General features: G+C 46.7%; 14 protein-coding genes. 11 read left to right on the forward strand and 3 right to left on the reverse strand.

Annotation, left to right across the window (positions count from 1 at the left end; genetic code table 11):
* Both mnmC1 and LEP1GSC061_RS19070 read right to left on the reverse strand, forming a co-directional pair.
* Positions 1–1,956, reverse strand: a complete 1,956-nt coding sequence (gene mnmC1, locus LEP1GSC061_RS19065; RefSeq protein WP_016547379.1) for an FAD-dependent 5-carboxymethylaminomethyl-2-thiouridine(34) oxidoreductase MnmC1 — start codon at positions 1,954–1,956, stop codon at positions 1–3.
* The gene (locus LEP1GSC061_RS19070) at positions 1,953–2,948 is read right to left on the reverse strand and encodes an LIC10647 family lipoprotein (protein ID WP_016547354.1); all 996 of its coding nucleotides are present in this window, start codon (positions 2,946–2,948) and stop codon (positions 1,953–1,955) included. Before LEP1GSC061_RS19070 ends, mnmC1 begins: the two co-directional genes overlap by 4 nt.
* 98 nt (positions 2,949–3,046) lie before the next feature.
* On the opposite strand from LEP1GSC061_RS19070, the gene dusA reads away from it, so the two are divergent.
* The 4 genes from dusA to LEP1GSC061_RS19090 all read left to right on the forward strand — a co-directional run bounded on the left by dusA (position 3,047) and on the right by LEP1GSC061_RS19090 (position 8,152).
* A complete protein-coding gene (dusA, locus tag LEP1GSC061_RS19075; protein WP_052006588.1) occupies positions 3,047–4,096 on the forward strand; it encodes a tRNA dihydrouridine(20/20a) synthase DusA in 1,050 nt (349 codons plus the stop codon).
* 48 nt (positions 4,097–4,144) lie between these two features.
* The gene (locus tag LEP1GSC061_RS19080) at positions 4,145–5,086 is read left to right on the forward strand and encodes an MBL fold metallo-hydrolase (protein ID WP_016547017.1); all 942 of its coding nucleotides are present in this window, start codon (positions 4,145–4,147) and stop codon (positions 5,084–5,086) included.
* A gap of 259 nt (positions 5,087–5,345) precedes the next feature.
* Complete coding sequence (locus LEP1GSC061_RS19085) at positions 5,346–7,061, forward strand: 7TM-DISM domain-containing protein (protein WP_232218517.1); 1,716 nt, start codon at positions 5,346–5,348, stop codon at positions 7,059–7,061.
* A gap of 104 nt (positions 7,062–7,165) precedes the next feature.
* Positions 7,166–8,152, forward strand: coding sequence for a cytochrome-c peroxidase (locus LEP1GSC061_RS19090; protein ID WP_016547049.1), 987 nt, complete (start codon positions 7,166–7,168; stop codon positions 8,150–8,152).
* Between the two features lie 349 nt (positions 8,153–8,501).
* Here the strand turns inward: LEP1GSC061_RS19090 and LEP1GSC061_RS19095 are convergent, their stop codons facing one another.
* A complete protein-coding gene (locus LEP1GSC061_RS19095; RefSeq protein WP_040510025.1) occupies positions 8,502–9,782 on the reverse strand; it encodes a citrate/2-methylcitrate synthase in 1,281 nt (426 codons plus the stop codon).
* A gap of 128 nt (positions 9,783–9,910) precedes the next feature.
* On the opposite strand from LEP1GSC061_RS19095, the gene LEP1GSC061_RS19100 reads away from it, so the two are divergent.
* The 7 genes from LEP1GSC061_RS19100 to LEP1GSC061_RS19130 all read left to right on the forward strand — a co-directional run bounded on the left by LEP1GSC061_RS19100 (position 9,911) and on the right by LEP1GSC061_RS19130 (position 16,378).
* Positions 9,911–11,005 carry a helix-turn-helix domain-containing protein gene (locus LEP1GSC061_RS19100; protein WP_040510140.1) on the forward strand — a complete coding sequence of 365 codons (1,095 nt, stop codon included), beginning with the start codon at positions 9,911–9,913 and terminating at the stop codon, positions 11,003–11,005.
* 83 nt (positions 11,006–11,088) lie between these two features.
* Entirely contained in the window at positions 11,089–12,036 is a 948-nt protein-coding gene (locus tag LEP1GSC061_RS19105) for a M24 family metallopeptidase (protein WP_016547237.1), read from the forward strand.
* A gap of 57 nt (positions 12,037–12,093) precedes the next feature.
* Positions 12,094–12,942 (forward strand): metal-dependent hydrolase, encoded by an 849-nt coding sequence (locus tag LEP1GSC061_RS19110; protein WP_016547277.1) that lies wholly within the window; start codon positions 12,094–12,096, stop codon positions 12,940–12,942.
* Positions 12,939–13,742, forward strand: a complete 804-nt coding sequence (locus LEP1GSC061_RS19115) for an SDR family NAD(P)-dependent oxidoreductase (protein WP_016547174.1) — start codon at positions 12,939–12,941, stop codon at positions 13,740–13,742. The genes LEP1GSC061_RS19110 and LEP1GSC061_RS19115 overlap by 4 nt, the downstream gene beginning before the upstream one ends.
* Before the next feature lie 18 nt (positions 13,743–13,760).
* A complete protein-coding gene (locus LEP1GSC061_RS19120; RefSeq protein WP_016547160.1) occupies positions 13,761–14,708 on the forward strand; it encodes an alpha/beta fold hydrolase in 948 nt (315 codons plus the stop codon).
* Positions 14,709–14,901: 193 nt separating this feature from the next.
* A complete protein-coding gene (locus tag LEP1GSC061_RS19125) occupies positions 14,902–15,765 on the forward strand; it encodes an alpha/beta hydrolase (protein ID WP_198014289.1) in 864 nt (287 codons plus the stop codon).
* Positions 15,766–15,817: 52 nt separating this feature from the next.
* Positions 15,818–16,378 carry a C40 family peptidase gene (locus tag LEP1GSC061_RS19130; RefSeq protein ID WP_016547344.1) on the forward strand — a complete coding sequence of 187 codons (561 nt, stop codon included), beginning with the start codon at positions 15,818–15,820 and terminating at the stop codon, positions 16,376–16,378.
* The last annotated feature ends 44 nt before the right edge of the window (positions 16,379–16,422 follow it).

Genomic DNA, 16,422 nt, shown 5'->3' on the forward strand with positions numbered 1-16,422 from the left:
TTAAGGATCTCCTTTAGGTTCCAGGGTTCTGATCTTACGAAATAGAAATCTTGAAGGATGCACAGAAGAGTACAAGTCCTTTTCGACCGGTAACGGTTCGCCCAGTATGGAAGAAACCAGAATCTCACCGCCTAAAAGGCAGGATATCACTCCTCTGGAACCCAGTCCCCCGAACACGTACAGGTTCGGAATCGGCTCTAAAAAAGGGAATTCTTTCTTTTTGTTTTTAGGCAAAGAGATCCCGGAATATTGTTTCTTAAAAGCATGGGGAGAATGTAAGGGACCTAATACCGGAAAGCGGTCCTTGGTTTGGAAACGGATTCCGACGAATTCCCTTAATACCTTGAGTCGACTCCAGTCGATATCGGGGTGGGTTTTTCTCGCATATTCCAATAAGGAATTCCTGTCTTTTTCCCTGGGATTCGGATCCAAATCGAATTCGTCGAAAGTGGAACCTAGGACCCGGATTCCTAAGATATTAGGAGTGAGATAATGTTCCGAGATGCGGACAGGATCGTCTGATTTTAGAATATTAGGATCTTCTAATTCTTCTAACTGACCCCTGACCTTTACGAGAGGGAAGATGCACTCTCCTTCCAGGTCCGCGAGTAGGGCCTCTATTCCGAAAGAATTCGCGAGTACCAAAACGGAACCGTTGTCCAATGCGTTCCCTTCTTCGGAGAGAAGGATCCATCCGCTATCGTCTTGTCGGATTCGGGAGATTTTTCCTTTTTCGTATTCTATCTTAGGGTGGGAGAGTAGGCTTCTCACTAAAACATCGGTTTCCGTCCAAAAACCGGAAGGGAATCGGATTCCCTTTCTATCTGCATGAAATTGAGGAGAAAGATTCTCCTTTAGAAGAGCGATTTCTTCGGAGAGATGGTGTGCTTCGGTTCCGGATTCCAATCTTGCCCAAGGCATATCCTCGTTGGTCGCCTGTAGGGTTCCGGAAATCCCGTAGGCATTTTCGGGGAGAAGGTCTGGATACCTACGCAAAGAATGACCGAGGCCTCTTAAGGTGAACAAGCTGGGAGTACTTTCTGTTTTTGTAATATGAGGATGGGAGATCGCTTTCGGAATATAAGAGGCCCTTAAAGGATTCTCCTCGTCCCAAACCCGGACGGAAAAACCTCTCCAGGCGAAGGCTCGAGCGACGGAGGCTCCTGCAAGACCTCCGCCTATGACTAGGATTTTTTTCGGAATCGACTTGGGAAATCTACGGGAAGAATATACCGGATCCTCATTCTCTATAACTTCTTGCGAAGAATAAGTTCCTACGAGCATTTCCCTCTTTCTTCCGTAGCCGGGAAGTTTGGAGAGAGAGAACCCCGCATGAGTCAGACTGTCTTTTGCGAGCTTGGCCACGGTAAAAGTGGCGAGGGTAGAGTCGGTTTTAGCGAGTCTTCCTAGTTCGGAGGCGATTGTCTGGCTCCATAATTCCGGATTCTTGGAAGGAGCGAATCCGTCCAAAAAGAAAGCGTCGAATTTGCCCGAAGTCTTGGGCAGAAGACTCCCCGCGTCTCCGATCCAAAGATCCAGAATCAAATTCTCTTTTTCGAATACGAACGAATTGCAGCCGGGCACTAAGAAGCGGTATTTCTCCGAGAAAACGGATACAAGATCAGACATCTCGGGAAAGACCGAAAGGGCTTTGAGAATTTCAGATTTTTCTAATGGATATAATTCGTAGGAAACGAATCTGAGAACGGAATAAGGCGATTTTTCCCTGATCCTTTGCCAGAGATACCAAGTCGCGAAGAAATTCAGACCGGTCCCAAATCCTAATTCCAGAACGGAAAAGTGGGACTTAGCATGCTCGGAGGATTTTAATCTTTCCTCTAAGCGATTTCCGTTTAGGAAAACATGTTTGGTTTCTTCCCAGCCGTTCTCGGGCGAAAAATAGATATCTCCGAATTGAGTGGATACCGGAGTATTATTTTCCTTCCATTCTATCATCCCGGACTATCCGGATCGGTGGAAACTTCCCCGTCGTCCTTTTTAGGAAGTCCCGCCGAAGGTAGGTTCTTAAGAGGAGGATAAGCGGGGCCTTCCTCTTTCTTATGAGGCTCTTTGGAGAGTTGGAGTTCTTTGCGGATACCCATACGATAGGTAGTCATCGTCATATAGAGGGAAGGAGCGGGGAGACCGTTGGAAGTAAGTACCTGGTTTTTGATTCCCATACCTTTCCCGTCCAGATCTCCGAAGCTTGTGATCTCCGTGAAAAAATAGGCGTTATAAAGGATCGTATCCGGAAAGAATTTTCCGACATTATATTCGAATAATACTCTAACGCCTTTCAATTCCTGGATCTCGTTCTTCACGCTGGAGATCCTACGCTCGTTCTCAATGATATCCATTCTGTAGAATGCGACTCCGTAAATGGGTCCTATTCCGAAATTGATATCGGTCCCCTGGTAGTAACCTAAATACAGGGTGAAATACATTTGATAATCCTCATAAATGTATTCCATGTTTCTACCCAATTGGCCGGGCAAAGGAAAGAGCTGGTTCGTTACGTATTCTTCCGGAGTCTTATAATTTCTTCCGTCGTCCGGATAATTCACCAAATTTCCTCTGTAAGTACGGGGAGAGGTCAGGTTAAAGGACCAGGCGAGTCCGCTTAAAAAGGAAAAGAATCCCTTCATATCCGCGGTGCCCGGAATTCTACTCGGTACGGAACCAATGGAATAGAAGGCGCGAGTGACGGAGGAATCCCTACTTACGCTGGTAGTGTCCGTATCCGAAGCTTGGTCCGAGAATTTACGAACCGGAAATCCTTGTAAATGAGGAGGATGGGTCAGGAAGTCCAAGGAAGTGTATTCCGCCCCGGCATTAATGATAATCGAATCCAAGACATTATTGAGGGTCTTACAGGAAATCGGTAATAGAGAGAAAGATAGGATCCAAGCTTTGAGAAGAACGGAAGACTTCATTCGCTTAAGACCCATTGCAGAACCAGAATCTCGGATCCGGAAATCAAACCAAGTCGATTTCTTGGGGCTTGACTGCTTGGACCCCGATCGCAGGATCGTACCAGCCCCCTCCTATGTACTCCGTAAAAGAAAAGCCGATTCTTTACCCTGTCTCTGTCGCGCCTATGATGGATTGGACGGATCGTCATTTTCGATATTTCCTGAGACTCATCACGAAGCATACGTTATTATATACCGAAATGATCACTACGGGAGCCATACTTCGGGGAAATAAGGAAAGGCATTTGGCTTTTTCTCCGGAAGAATTACCGTTAGCGTTGCAGTTAGGTGGAGATGATCCCAAGGCGCTCGCAGAATCTTCTAGAATAGGACAAGATTACGGTTATACGGAAATCAATCTAAATGTGGGATGTCCTAGCGATAAGGTCCAGGAAGGGAATTTCGGAGCCTGTCTGATGAGGGATCCGAATCAAGTCGCCGAGATGATAGCTGCAATGAGTTCTTCGGTAAGCGTTCCGGTCACAGTTAAGTGTAGGATCGGAATTCCGGGAAAGGATCGTTTCGACGACCTGGAAGAATTCGTAAGTATAGTGAGCCGCGCCGGGGCCGAAAGGATTACGATTCATGCAAGAATCGCAATATTAGACGGATTGAGTCCGGCCCAAAACAGATCCGTTCCTCCCTTGCGTTATGAGGATGTGTATGGGATCAAAAGACGCTTTCCGGATCTCAAAATCGAACTCAACGGGGGAGTAAAAACCCTCGAAGAAATCTCTTCTCATCTGACTAGAGTAGACGGAGTCATGATCGGTCGCGCCGCTTATGAGAATCCTTTTCTATTCTCCCAAGTGGATTCTCTCTTTTACGGAAGTACTATCCGGAAAAGAACCAGGAGGGAAATCTTCGTAGAAATGCAGGAATACGTTCGGGCAAAGACCGCCGACGGAGAAAAGCCGAGTCGAATCTTAAGACATTTACTAGGTGCGTTTCATGAGATCCGAGGAGCTCGCAGTTATCGTAGAATTCTCACCGAAAAAATGCATTCTAATCCTAACCCGAATCTACTTTTGGAGGCCTTGGGGTCGATACCGGATGAGTTCTTGGATCGGGATATAGGTTCGGTCGATTCTTCACATTCCATCGCCTCGGAGTCCGTGGTTTAGGTCGCAAGCACTCGTCTAAGTTTCCATCCATCGAATTCGGAGAAACCATTGGATCAGGTTCGAGTCATTGATTGCAATTATGTGGAGCCCGGGCTTGCCTGCACCTATCTAGTGATAGACGGAGATCGTGCTATTTTCGTGGAGAACAATACAAACTCCGCGGTACCTTTGCTCTTGGAAGCTCTTAGGGAAGAAGGCATTTCCCGAGAGGCGGTGGATTATATAATCATCACCCATGTGCATTTGGACCATGCGGGTGGAACGGGAAATTTAGCGAAGGCTTGCCCGAACGCTAAGATTCTCGCCCATCCCAAGGCGGCCCCTCATATCATAGATCCCGCTCGGCTCATACGAAGCTCTATCCAGGTATACGGCGAAAAGGAGTATTACGAACTATACGGAGAAATTTTGCCGGTGCCGGAGTCCAGGGTTCGGACCATGCAGGATGGAGAGGAAATCCATTGGGGCAAAAGAACATTAAAATTCCTTCATACAAAAGGGCATGCCAATCACCATTTTTGCATATATGATTCATTGACCAACGGGATTTTTACGGGAGATACTTTCGGATTAGGATACGGAATCTTTAGAAAAGGAAAGGATTCCTTATTATATCCTTCCACAACTCCTACGGATTTCGATCCGGAAGAGGCATTATCTTCCGTGGACAAGATTCTCGCGACGGGAGCCGATAAGGCCTATTTGACTCATTTCGGAACCTGGGAAGATATGCAAGGTGGGGCCGCTCAAATGAGGGAAGGACTTTCAGCCATGAAAAGGATTTGGGTCTCCGCGGAGAAAACAGGATTTTCGGGGGAAGTCTTGGTGTCTTTTTGCGAGAATAGAATTCGTTCCTATTTGGAAGATCAGATACATAAAAAAAACCTTTCTTATGCAGAGAAGGAGAGAAGATTCATAGGCTTCGATTCCCAAATCAATGCCCAAGGGATCGCGTTTAAAATAGAAAGATCCAGACGAACCAAGAAATGACAAGGCATCCCTTAAGTGGGGAGTTTCTTTGGATTACGATTTTGTTCTATTCCGAGAGAGACGATTTAGTCTATTCCTGTTTAGGCGAAGTTTTTCATTTGCAATCTCTATTAAAAATTTTTTGATCATGATTGTGACCGAATGTATTCTCCGATTCGATTTTCCCCGTAAACGGATTTGCATCCTACTTGCCTTATTGTTTTTCGCCTGCGGGGAAGAGGAAATCCCTTTCAATCCACCTAAAGTGGAGAAAGGAAAGATGGATATAGCCTCTGTCAATCATTGGGGAAAAACGTTTCCGATCCGAGGGGATTGGGAATTCAGTTGGAATCATTTATATTCTACTTCGAAAGGCTTTCCTAGTTCTGGAAAATATTATCCGGTAAAAGGAATCTGGAGAGAATACGACCCGGAGTATACTATGCAAGGGCACGGGACTTACCGAGTCGGCATACATTCTTCGGTAGAACAAAGCAATTTGGCGGTGCTGGTTCCCAGGCTGCCCGGAGTATACGCGGTATATTTGAACGGAAGGCAGATATTCGCCAACGGAATTACCGGAACGAGCAGAGCATCGACGGAATTCTTCGCTCATCCCGGATCCAGAATTTTCCATATCCCTTCTCCGGAAGCGGAGCTAGTGGTCAATGTATCGAATTATAAGGGAAATTTCCTAAAAGGAGGGATCCGGAGCGATTTCCTTTTGGGGGATATGGATGTACTTAAGTCCGAGATCCAATTCGAAATGATCCGTGATACGGCGCTCATAGCAATACTTGCCGCGGTGGGACTTTACCATCTGATCTTTTTCGTTTCGTATCGCAAGGATCTGACTCCTCTATTCTTCTCCTTGTTCTGTTTTTTAGTGGCGTTCTATTCCTTTGTGACTTCCGGATTGCAGTATCTTCTCACGCCGGGGCTACCTTTGGACATGAGAATACGCTTCGAATTCTTTTGCGAGGTTTGTCTCGTTCCATCCATCTTTTTGATTCTCCGGAATATGTATCCCAAACAATTTGGAGCGAAGTGGCTGGCTATCTTCATGTCCACTATGGGGGTCTTTTTCTTAGCTATCCTTCTTTTGGGAGAGGAGGAAATTATTGAAGTATACAGACGATTTATGTTTTTTCCCCCGGTATATGCTATATTTTTAATCTATTTTCTCGTAAGGGCTTGGATCGACGGAGAGCCTCGCGCGCGAACCGTCTTTTTGTCCGGAATGATTCTTGCGGTAGGAATGATGAACGACGTGATCTTCGGGCTTTACGAGAAGTATTTTCTGATGCCGTATAGCTTTCCCGTAACTTTAGTCGGGTTCATTGCATTCAATTCGTATATTATTTCGATCCGATTCGCTAAGGATTTGGAAAAAGCGGAAAAATTCGCGGAACTCCAATCCAAATACAACGAGCAATTGAGGGTAAATGCGGAGGAGAAGGCCAAGTACGCGAGCCTAGTGGACCAGTCCATGGATAAGGGACTGCATTCTCTCATTCACCAATTGGAATCCAAGGAAAGTACGGATCGTTCGCTCACGAAATTGAAATCGGAGCTGAATCAAACACTTTCAGGAGTCAGGGACATCTTGGATTTAATGCACCATCAGGGAGGAAAGGAGGAATTGGTGGAGGGGGAGATACGTAAGTATGTGGCTTCACATCCCGATTTCTCCGACTCGGAGATACAGACCGTATCTAACAAACTCCGGATAGATCAATGCCTGCAGATCCAAAGGATCTTTTTGGATGTGATTCGATTGAGCGCAAGAAGAGGCGGGCCGTCCAAAATTTTCTGGGGAAGAGAAGGAGATTCCATTCTACTTCGGATCTTTATGTCCGGAACGTTAGGCCAGACCGAGGAAGGAGAAGGTTCCTTCGAGGCGGATCTGAAAGCAAGGACCGAGAAATTAGGGGCCAGATTCTTTTTATTGAGCGAACCCGCAAAATTCGAATTCGAACTTCGGATCCAGACTTAAAATTGGTTTCCAGATTCCGGGTTTTTCGGAAAAACGCTTGCCGGATCCCCGGAAAGCCGGGATCCTACATGAATTAGAATGATTCTAAACTGTGGTGATCAAACATGAATCAAAGACAAATCCTGACATTCGGTCTGGTCTTAGCGGTCGTATTGACTGACTGCGGACCTTCCGAAAAGACTAAACAATTGATCGAGGATGCGAAGAGAAGTTTCGGAACCCTGCCAGCTAAGATGCCGGGGTCCGAAAAAGATACTCCGGAGCGTATCGCTCTTGGGGAAAAACTATACTTCGAGAAACGCCTCTCCATCAACGATTCCCAATCTTGCAGTTCCTGCCACAATACGGTCGGAAAGGGTGCCGGAGTGGACAATTTACCGACTTCTCCCGGAGCCCTGGGTAAGAATGGAGACAGAAATTCTCCTACTTCTCTGAACGCGGGTTTCCATATCGTCCAGTTCTGGGACGGAAGAGCGGCGGATCTAAAAGCACAGGCCAAGGGTCCAATATTGAACCCGGTAGAGATGGCGATGCCTTCCGAAGCGGCTGTAGAAAAGAAACTCTCCGAGATTCCGGAATATGTGGAATTATTCGCTAAGGCTTTCCCGGACCAGGAAAAGAAAATCACCTATGACAATTTGGCAGAAGCGATTGCTGCTTTTGAGAGAACTTTGGTGACTAAGGATAGATTCGACGAGTTCCAGAATGGAAATCATAGGGCGCTCAGCTCCGAAGAGCAAAAAGGATTAGAAACCTTCATTAGCACAGGATGTATTTCCTGCCATTACGGGCCTTTACTCGGAGGAAACGGCTTCCGGAAACTCGGACAAGAGCACCCGTATGAGAATACTGTCGATTTGGGAAGATTCGCGGTGACCAAGGTCGACGCGGATAAATACTTCTTTAAGGTGCCTTCTCTCCGAAATATCGCCTTAACGGCTCCTTATTTTCACGACGGAAAGGTCGCAACCCTGGAAGATGCGGTTAAGAAAATGGCCTACCTGCAACTCGGAAAAGAGCTTTCCGCAGAAGAGGTAAATTCGATAGTATCGTTCTTGAAAGCTTTATCCGATAAAAATCGGTCTAACTAATTAGAAAGCGACACGTACTTACAGAATTGAAACCTATTCAGGCCGATTCCGAGAGGGATCGGTTTTTTTTTGCCCTGGAGATAAGGAAGGTTTTGGGGCGACTCCCTCGCTCACTCTCCCTCCGAAAGAAGAGAATCCGACGGAACCGAAGGTCGCGAGGGCCGGGCTCTCCGCTCCGGTCCGTTTATTGGATTCCCAATAAACGGACCCCGCATCGATCCCTGTCGCGAGAGAAGTTTTCCGAAAAATCCCGCCCTGAAAGAAGGACTAACGTACTCTTTTTCGATCTTTTTTGTACGGAACTACCCTGTCCGGTTTTAGTCTGCGATCGGATCGAGTGTGATTGAAATTATCTCTCCAGGATTTGCTTATACTTCCTGTGAGATTCTCCCATGTAGATCTGTCTTGGGCGGACCTTGCTCTGGTTTTCGTTCATCCTTTGCTCTCTCCAGTGTGCAAGCCAGCCGGGGAGTTTACCGATCGCCTGCATAGCGGTGAATAGCTCTTTCGGAATTCCGAGACTGTGGAATAGGATAGCGCTGTAGAATTCCAGGTTCGGATAAAGATTCTTTTCCAAGTAGAAGGAATCCTTGCTTAGATGCTCGTCGACTTGTAGCGCAATCTCCGCGATCGGATCCAGTTTCTTTTGCTTATAAAAATCCACGAATAATTTCTGCGCGATAGTGGAGCGTTTACTTTTTGCCTTATATGCGTCGTGACCGAAACAAGTGGAATGGACGATCGCTTCTCCTTTTTTCATTCTTTCGAAGTAGTCCGCCACGGAAAGTTTGGATTTGATGATATCTTCGACGAGTTCCACTGCGGCGACTTGTCGTCCACCTTCTCTCGAACCCCAGAGCGCGTTGATCGCGGAGGAAACGGAGGCGAAGATATTGGCTTGGGTGGATCCGATAAGTTGGACGGTCGTGTTGGAGACGTTTTGCTCGTGATCCGCATACAGAATCCAGAGTTGGTTTAGGATACGGTCGTGGTCTTCCAAAGGTTGGTATTTCACAGAAGGAAGAGAAAAAAGCATATATAAGAAATTCGTACAATAAGGATGGCGATCTACCGGATAAACGAAAGGCTGTCCGATCATCTTTTTGTAGGAAAATGCGGAGATGGTCCTGATCTTGGCGAGTAGTCTGGCGGCTTGGTCTATGCCTCGATCCAAATATTCCTCGTATTCGTCCTGATAATAACTGGAGAGAGAAGATACCATTACGGAAAGAACCGCCAGAGGGTGAGCCCTGCCCGGAAATCCGTCGAATAGATTGATCATATCTTCGTGTATGAGGCTGTGTTTGGAAAGTTTGGTGGAAAATTCCTTAAGCTGCTTTTCGCTGGGAAGTTCTCCGTAGATGAGCAGATAACTAGTCTCCACGAATGTGGAATAATGGACCAATTCCGCGACGTCGTATCCACGGTAGTGTAGATCTCCGGTGAGAGGGTCCCTGCGAGAGATTTTACTCTGCGCGTATGCAGTATTGAAGAAGCCTGGGTCGTAAGAGGTGAGTCCGGTTTTGTCGTGCAGATCCCGGATATCGATTCCTTTCTTACCGTCGGTTCCCGTGATTAGGGGGATTCGATGGGTCTGGTCTCCCACTTTTAATTCCACAAATTCGCTCATACCGATAGAAAAAGCGAAAAGGGTCGAAGAGTCAACCTTCCTTCCGTAAGATTGATGAAAATTACCTTTCGACTGGACAAAACTCGGGGCCAGGGTTTTTCTTTCCTGCGGTTTTCGGGAGAATCTTGTTGGACCAGTTTCCGGTTTTTTTACTGCATTTTTGGATTCAATTCGGGACGGCTCTTTGCCTCCTACTCGCTTGCATGGAGCTTGCGAAAAAGAGAGAAACCGGATCTCCCGGGGGGATGCTCTTTCTCTCCTTGATTCTCGCCTTGGTGGAGAGTCGGTTGGGCCTGAGTCTGGTTCCCGGTTCCTGGGAACACATCTGGGCCTGGCCGGTTTTCTTTCCTGCAGTCTGGGCAGTGGGGCCAACTCTTCTTCTTATCTCCCGAAATATGGTTCAGTTCGCATTGGATCGGGAGATTCGGATTCGCCCGCATTTTCTCCCGGCATTGGTCCTTCTCTTTTTCGAAGCGGTTTCCTATATTTTTCTCCCGAAGGAAACTCTCCAAGGCTTCATTAGAAACGCGATCCAAGGAAGCCAGGTGGATATATTAACCGGAGTGTCCATCTTCGGATTCATCCACCAGACGGTTTACTCCGTCTATCTTTGGATTCTATTTCGCAGAGTTTCCAGCGAAGGAGAGGTCCCGTTATCTTCTCTGGTCTATTCCATTCTATTCGTAATCTTTGCGACCATCCAACTTTGCTGGTTCGGATACTTTCTAAAAAGCCAGACTCTTCTCGCAATCGGATCTTCTTTCCAGACTCTGGGGATCGTATTGATTTATCTTTTTTCGGCGAGGTATCCTAACTTCTTCATTTCTCTCAAGTCGGAGATCCAACAGAAAAGATACGAGAGAACCCAACTCGACGGACTGGACCTGGACTCCGTCCATACACGTTTAAAGGAATTATTGGAGTTGGACCGAATCTACAGAGAGGAAACCTTGAAGATACAGGACTTGGCATCCAAACTTCTCATCTCTCCCCACCAACTTTCCCGGATCTTGAACGAAACCTACGGAAAGAATTTCAACGAGTTCCTGAATTCCTATCGGGTCGAGGAGGCAAAAGACCTTCTCTTGCGGGAAAAGGAGAGAACGGTTCTGTCCGTGGCTTACGAAGTAGGCTTCAATACCAAATCCACATTCAATGCCCAATTCCTGAAAATCACAGGAATGACACCTTTGGAGTGGAGAAAAAAGGGTAGTAAACTATAAGTTCGGACGATCGTTTTTCGCATATCTGTTAGGATAAAACTTACCTCGCTTATTTTTCGGTTATGCGAGACGGGGGAAGGTGAATGTCCGTTGAGTCTTATTCCAAAGAAGAATTAGAAGCTTATAAGAAAGTGCAGGCCATCGCTTATGAGGCGGTGGAAGCCGTGAGAAAGGAATTGTTTCCTGGGATCACGGAAAAACAAGCCGCAAGAAAAATCGACGATTATATCCGTAAGGCGGGAGGAACCTCCTTCTTCCATTATGGATTCGCATGGTTCGGAGACCGCACCGCATTCCGCGGATTCAAGAGGCCTCTTTCTTTAGGATATCTAACGAGAGGAGAAGGACTGCTTCCCCATTTCGGAGGAAAATTTCAACCTTCCAATCGCAGATTAGAAGAAGGGATGGCGGTCATTCTGGATGTGGCTCCCACGTTTGCGGGCAGGGCTGCGGACATAGGATACTCTTTTTCCTTCGGAGAAAACCCGGAACATGATCGTAGTCTTATGGATCTGGAAGAATACAGGTCCCTCATCCTCAGAAGAGTCCTGGAGGAAAGAACCCTATCAGAGATCTATCTGGAAGTGGATGCAAGGATTCGCGCCGGCGGATACGTTAACTGTCATTCCGTTTATCCTCAGGGAGTGCTGGGTCATAAGGTAGGAAGACTTCCCGCCTATAATCTTCCGGGAGGGAGAGTGAACGGTTTTCCATTCCAGACATTCGCTTATCTACTTCCACAGATGGTAAAACAGTTCCTGCCTGGAAATTCAGGACATTCTCCTCTATGGAGCGAATCCTCCCATTACCGGGCCGAGCCGGGGCTCTGGGCGGTGGAACCGCATATAGGCAAGATCTATTCCGGTCCGAACGCTTTCCGTTCTTTCGGTTCCAAATGGGAGGAGATTCTGGTGGTGACAGAATCCACCGCGTATTGGTTGGACGACGATCTTCCTCATGTTCGCCTATGGAAGGAGAAAAAATCCAAGACATCGCGCAACGCGAAGGCTCGGGAGAAGGCCGCCGTTTAAGGCCTTTCGATCGTATAGTGAAAATAGAATATTATAAAAAGCAAAAGGTTGAGTTAGATGACGAACCGTATTTTAGAGGATAAGGATTTCCATTTCTACCCGGTCAGAAAACCCAGATTCGAATTTACGGAAAACGGAACGAGCAAGCATTGGCTGGATAATTCCGCCTATAAGTCCCATATCCTGAATACCTGGACTCTATTCTTTCCTGACGGAGAAAGATTCTTTATACGGAGTACCCAGAAGTTTCTGGGTAAGATCAAAGATCCGAGGGTTTTGAGGAATGCCAAGGCATTTATAGGACAAGAGGCCCAGCACGCCGGGGAGCATAAGAAAACCTGGAAGTTATTGGAAGATCAAGGATATAGGATCCAAGCATTCGTGCGCTTCGTGAACGCGTTCTTCGAAAAATTCGTGGAAAGATTCGCGAGTCCTAAGGCTTGCATGGCCATTACCGCGGGTGCGGAACATTATACTTCTCTCGTGGCCACGGTCGGATTGCAGATCCGCGCTTTGGACAAGGCGGAGTCGGAGATGAAACGTCTCTGGGAATGGCATGCGGCGGAAGAGATAGAGCATAAGTCCGCAGCTTACGACGTGTTTTTGGATATCAGCGGAAATTACTTCCGTAGGATCGTCGCCTTTCTCGGTGTGACGGTGGTATTTTGGGCGGCGACATTCATAGGTACTGAGATCCTACTTTGGCAGGACGGACTTACTTTTAAATGGAAGACCAGAAGAGACGCGTTTCGTTTCATCTTCGTGGACGAAAAACTTTTCTTCCATGCGTTTGCGGCCTTTCTGAGATACTTTAAACCGAATTTCCATCCCGAACAGGAGGATAATTTGGATTTGAGCAAGGCGATATTCGCGTCCCCGGAACATAAATATAAGGAAATTGCATGAGTAGCAGATTACGCGGAAAGAATATACTAATCACCGGAGCGAGCGGCGGTTTCGGAAAAGAATTGACCAAACAACTTCTGGAGAAGGGAGCCAACCTGATCTTAACGGATCTAAAGGCACCGGACACGAAGCCGGAATACTATACCGGTAGCTCCCAGCCCTTGGAAGGGAAAATCTTGGGGAGCTTTGGTGCAGACCTGAGTAACGAAGCGGGTTGCGGAAAGGCTTATAAGGAAGCGATAAAGATCCATCCTCAAGTGGACATTCTCGTGAATAATGCAGGACTTGCGTTTATGGGAAAGCTCCTGGATGTGCCTGCACCTAAATGGAAGTTGATCCTGGATGTGAATCTGTACGCGCCTATTTATCTAAGCCAACTCTTCCTACCTGGAATGTTGCAAAGAAAATACGGACAGATCGTGAATCTCTCCTCCGTTGCAGGTATCACCGCTCCGGGAGAATTGGTGTATTATTCCGTATCCAAATTCGGTATACGAGCATTAGGTGAAGCGTTGGATTCCGGATACCGTAATCATGGCGTTTACACCACCAACGTATATCCTTTCTTCGCGGATACTGCCATTTTGAAATCCGAACAATTCGGAACGGATAAAAAGAAGGTGGTTCCTCCTGCGATCGTAGACAGTCCCAAGATGGTGGTTAGAGCCATCGTGAGAGGTATGGAAAAGAGAAAGATGCATGTCTTTCCGGGATTCACTTCTAAGTTTCTACGTTTTCTAACTAGACTCTCTCCCGGATTACTGAGAGGGCTCGAAAGAATCGGACAGAAACTTTCCTGATCAATCGGAGGCGAAAATATGTTAGCGACTAAAACGGAAAACGGAATATCAAGAATCAAAGAAGATTCTTCCTTCAAGGAGACCTTCGTTCGAAACGGAGACGTCTCCATCTATGTAAAATACAATCATACCGCAAAGGAAAGACCGAACCGACCCACTATTCTTTTCATACACGGATACCCGGACGACCATCGCACTTGGTCCTACCAACTGGAGGCATTAAAGGACGAATACAATGTGGCTGCATTGGATCTGAGGGGATCCGGAAAATCGGACAAACCCCGGGAACAGAAAGCCTACAACGTTAGACGTATCTTCGAAGATTTGGAGGCGGTGATTCGATTTATAGGAAATGAAAAGCCGGTGCATTTGGTGGCCCATGACTGGGGGGCATTGATTACTTGGGCCTTTGTCGCCGATGAAAAAAAATCCGTTTGGGCCAAGTCTTATACCGCTATGGGTGGGCCTCATCCGGTATTGGGACAGAAAAACGTATTTAAGATGGCTTTGTCCCTAAATCCGGTCTCTCTATTTAAGGCTCTCTCCCAGGCTAGAAGGTCTTGGTACATTCTATACTTCCAACTTCCTTTTTTTCCGGAATGGATTTGGAAAACCTTCTCCGGATTCTTCTGGAACCTTGCCATGAATTTGGGGGGAGTCCCGAAAGGAGACGCCTTAAGACAGAAGACCAAGGCGGAGATCGTGAACTCCAGCGTTTCCACGATCAATCTTTACCGGGAATTACTGAGAGGCGAAAGGTATCCGGTTCCGGAGCATATCAAAATCCCGGTCCAGGTGCTGATTCCTCTTAAGGATTTTGCGATTCGTCCGGAGCTCTACGGCTTGCATGAGAAAATCTGCGATTCCTATAAGGAATACAGCTACGACAGCAATCATTGGATCCAGAGAGCGCATCCCGAGATCGTGAACGAAAGAATCCGGGAATTCGTCTGGGAAATCAGCTGAAAATCGCATTCAAAAAAAGGAAAGTATGAAATCGCATATAACCGTATCCGGAGGCAAAAAATCATTATTTTGGATTTTGCTTCTCGTCGTCTTGTTTCACGTCGCATGGTATGCTAAGAGTCGATCTTTTCAGAATCGGAGCCTACCTGATCCGAAAGTCCTCGAGGATTATCGAAAGGGAATGATTTCACGAATGAACTATCCGGCGGATATTTACGATGCGGAAAGAATACGTATCGAATCTTCCGGAAATAGTCTGCTTCTGACCGTTCGGACTTCTAATGTAAAGAATGCCAATACGATAGTATTCGTTCCCGGAACCACCGCTTATTCCAATGTTTACGCGGAATACCAGCACGCTCTTTGGAAGGAAGGATACCACGTGGTCGGCTTGGATCCGAGGGGCCACGGAGAAAGCACTGGACTTAGAGGAGATTATACGATCCAAGAATTGACGGACGATACTTTGGCGGCGGTTGAATATGCGAAGAAAAGATTCGGAACCAAGGTCATCGTATCCGGGAGTAGTCAGGGAGGGATCGTCGCATTCTATGCGGCCGCAAAGGATGATTCCATAGCGGCGGTGGTATGTCATAACCTCGCGGATTTAAACGGAAAGGACAACCTGATTCTGACTCGGTTCTCTCTTCCTGTATTTTTGGTCCCGGTGGCGGATAAGCTCATGGAACTTTACCAAGGATATTCGATTCCGGTGTCTTTCTATCTGGATCTTTCCCGGGAACATTTCAAAGATGGAACGGATATAGGGACGTTGATCGATCGGGATCCCCTGGCAGTGACTTGGGTTTCTCTTAGAGCCATGCGGTCCTTGCTTAAGACTCCTTTGCAGAAGCCCGTAGAAGAGATACAAGTTCCCGTTTTTCTAATACATGCGGAGAAGGATCATATTTTTCCCGAGAGCTACGTACGTGAAATTTATTCCCGACTCAGGTCGCCCAAATTCTTCTACTTGGTCCCCGGAAAAGAACATATGATTTTCACGAACGATGTTTCGGAAATCGTGCCGGTCATTTCTTCCTGGTTGAAAAAAATCTGAACAAGCGCCGATTCTCGCGAACCAATTCCTCCTTTTCACGGTCTTAAACGACGTGAAAAGGTTCTTAGAAATATTCCGTTCTAAAGTTTTGCAAGGGAAGGAACTCCTTAAACAAAACCTGAGTATGGTTTTGTTTTTAGGACTGCCTTTCTTCGCTTTGGTGGCCGTCGCAGAACAGGCCAAATCCCCCTCCGAAAAGGATCTGAAACAATTCTTCTCGGAAAAATGGAAGATCGAAATCGGATCCGAAGATAATTTGGAATTGTATCGTGGAGCCTTCCAATGGTATGGAACTCCTCATAAGGATAACGGAAAGGACGAGTCCGGGATCGATTGCTCCACTCTCGCCTCTAAGTTGGTGCAAAAGGCTTATTCTAAGAATATTTCCGGATCTTCGGAAAATATCGCGGAACAGGTGAAATCGATTTCAGAATCTTCCTTGAAGGAAGGGGACCTGGTATTCTTTAATATTTACGGCAAGAAGATCAGCCATATGGGAGTCTATCTCAAGGATCGGAAATTCGTACACGCCTCGGTGACCAAGGGGGTGACCGTGAATTCCCTGGACGAGGAATATTATAAGACTCGTTTCGTGAGAGCGGGTAGACTCTAACCGCTTCATTGGGATTGACATTCCATTCTTCTCCATAAGATTTG

Source organism: Leptospira wolffii serovar Khorat str. Khorat-H2 (assembly GCF_000306115.2).
GTDB lineage: Bacteria > Spirochaetota > Leptospiria > Leptospirales > Leptospiraceae > Leptospira_B > Leptospira_B wolffii.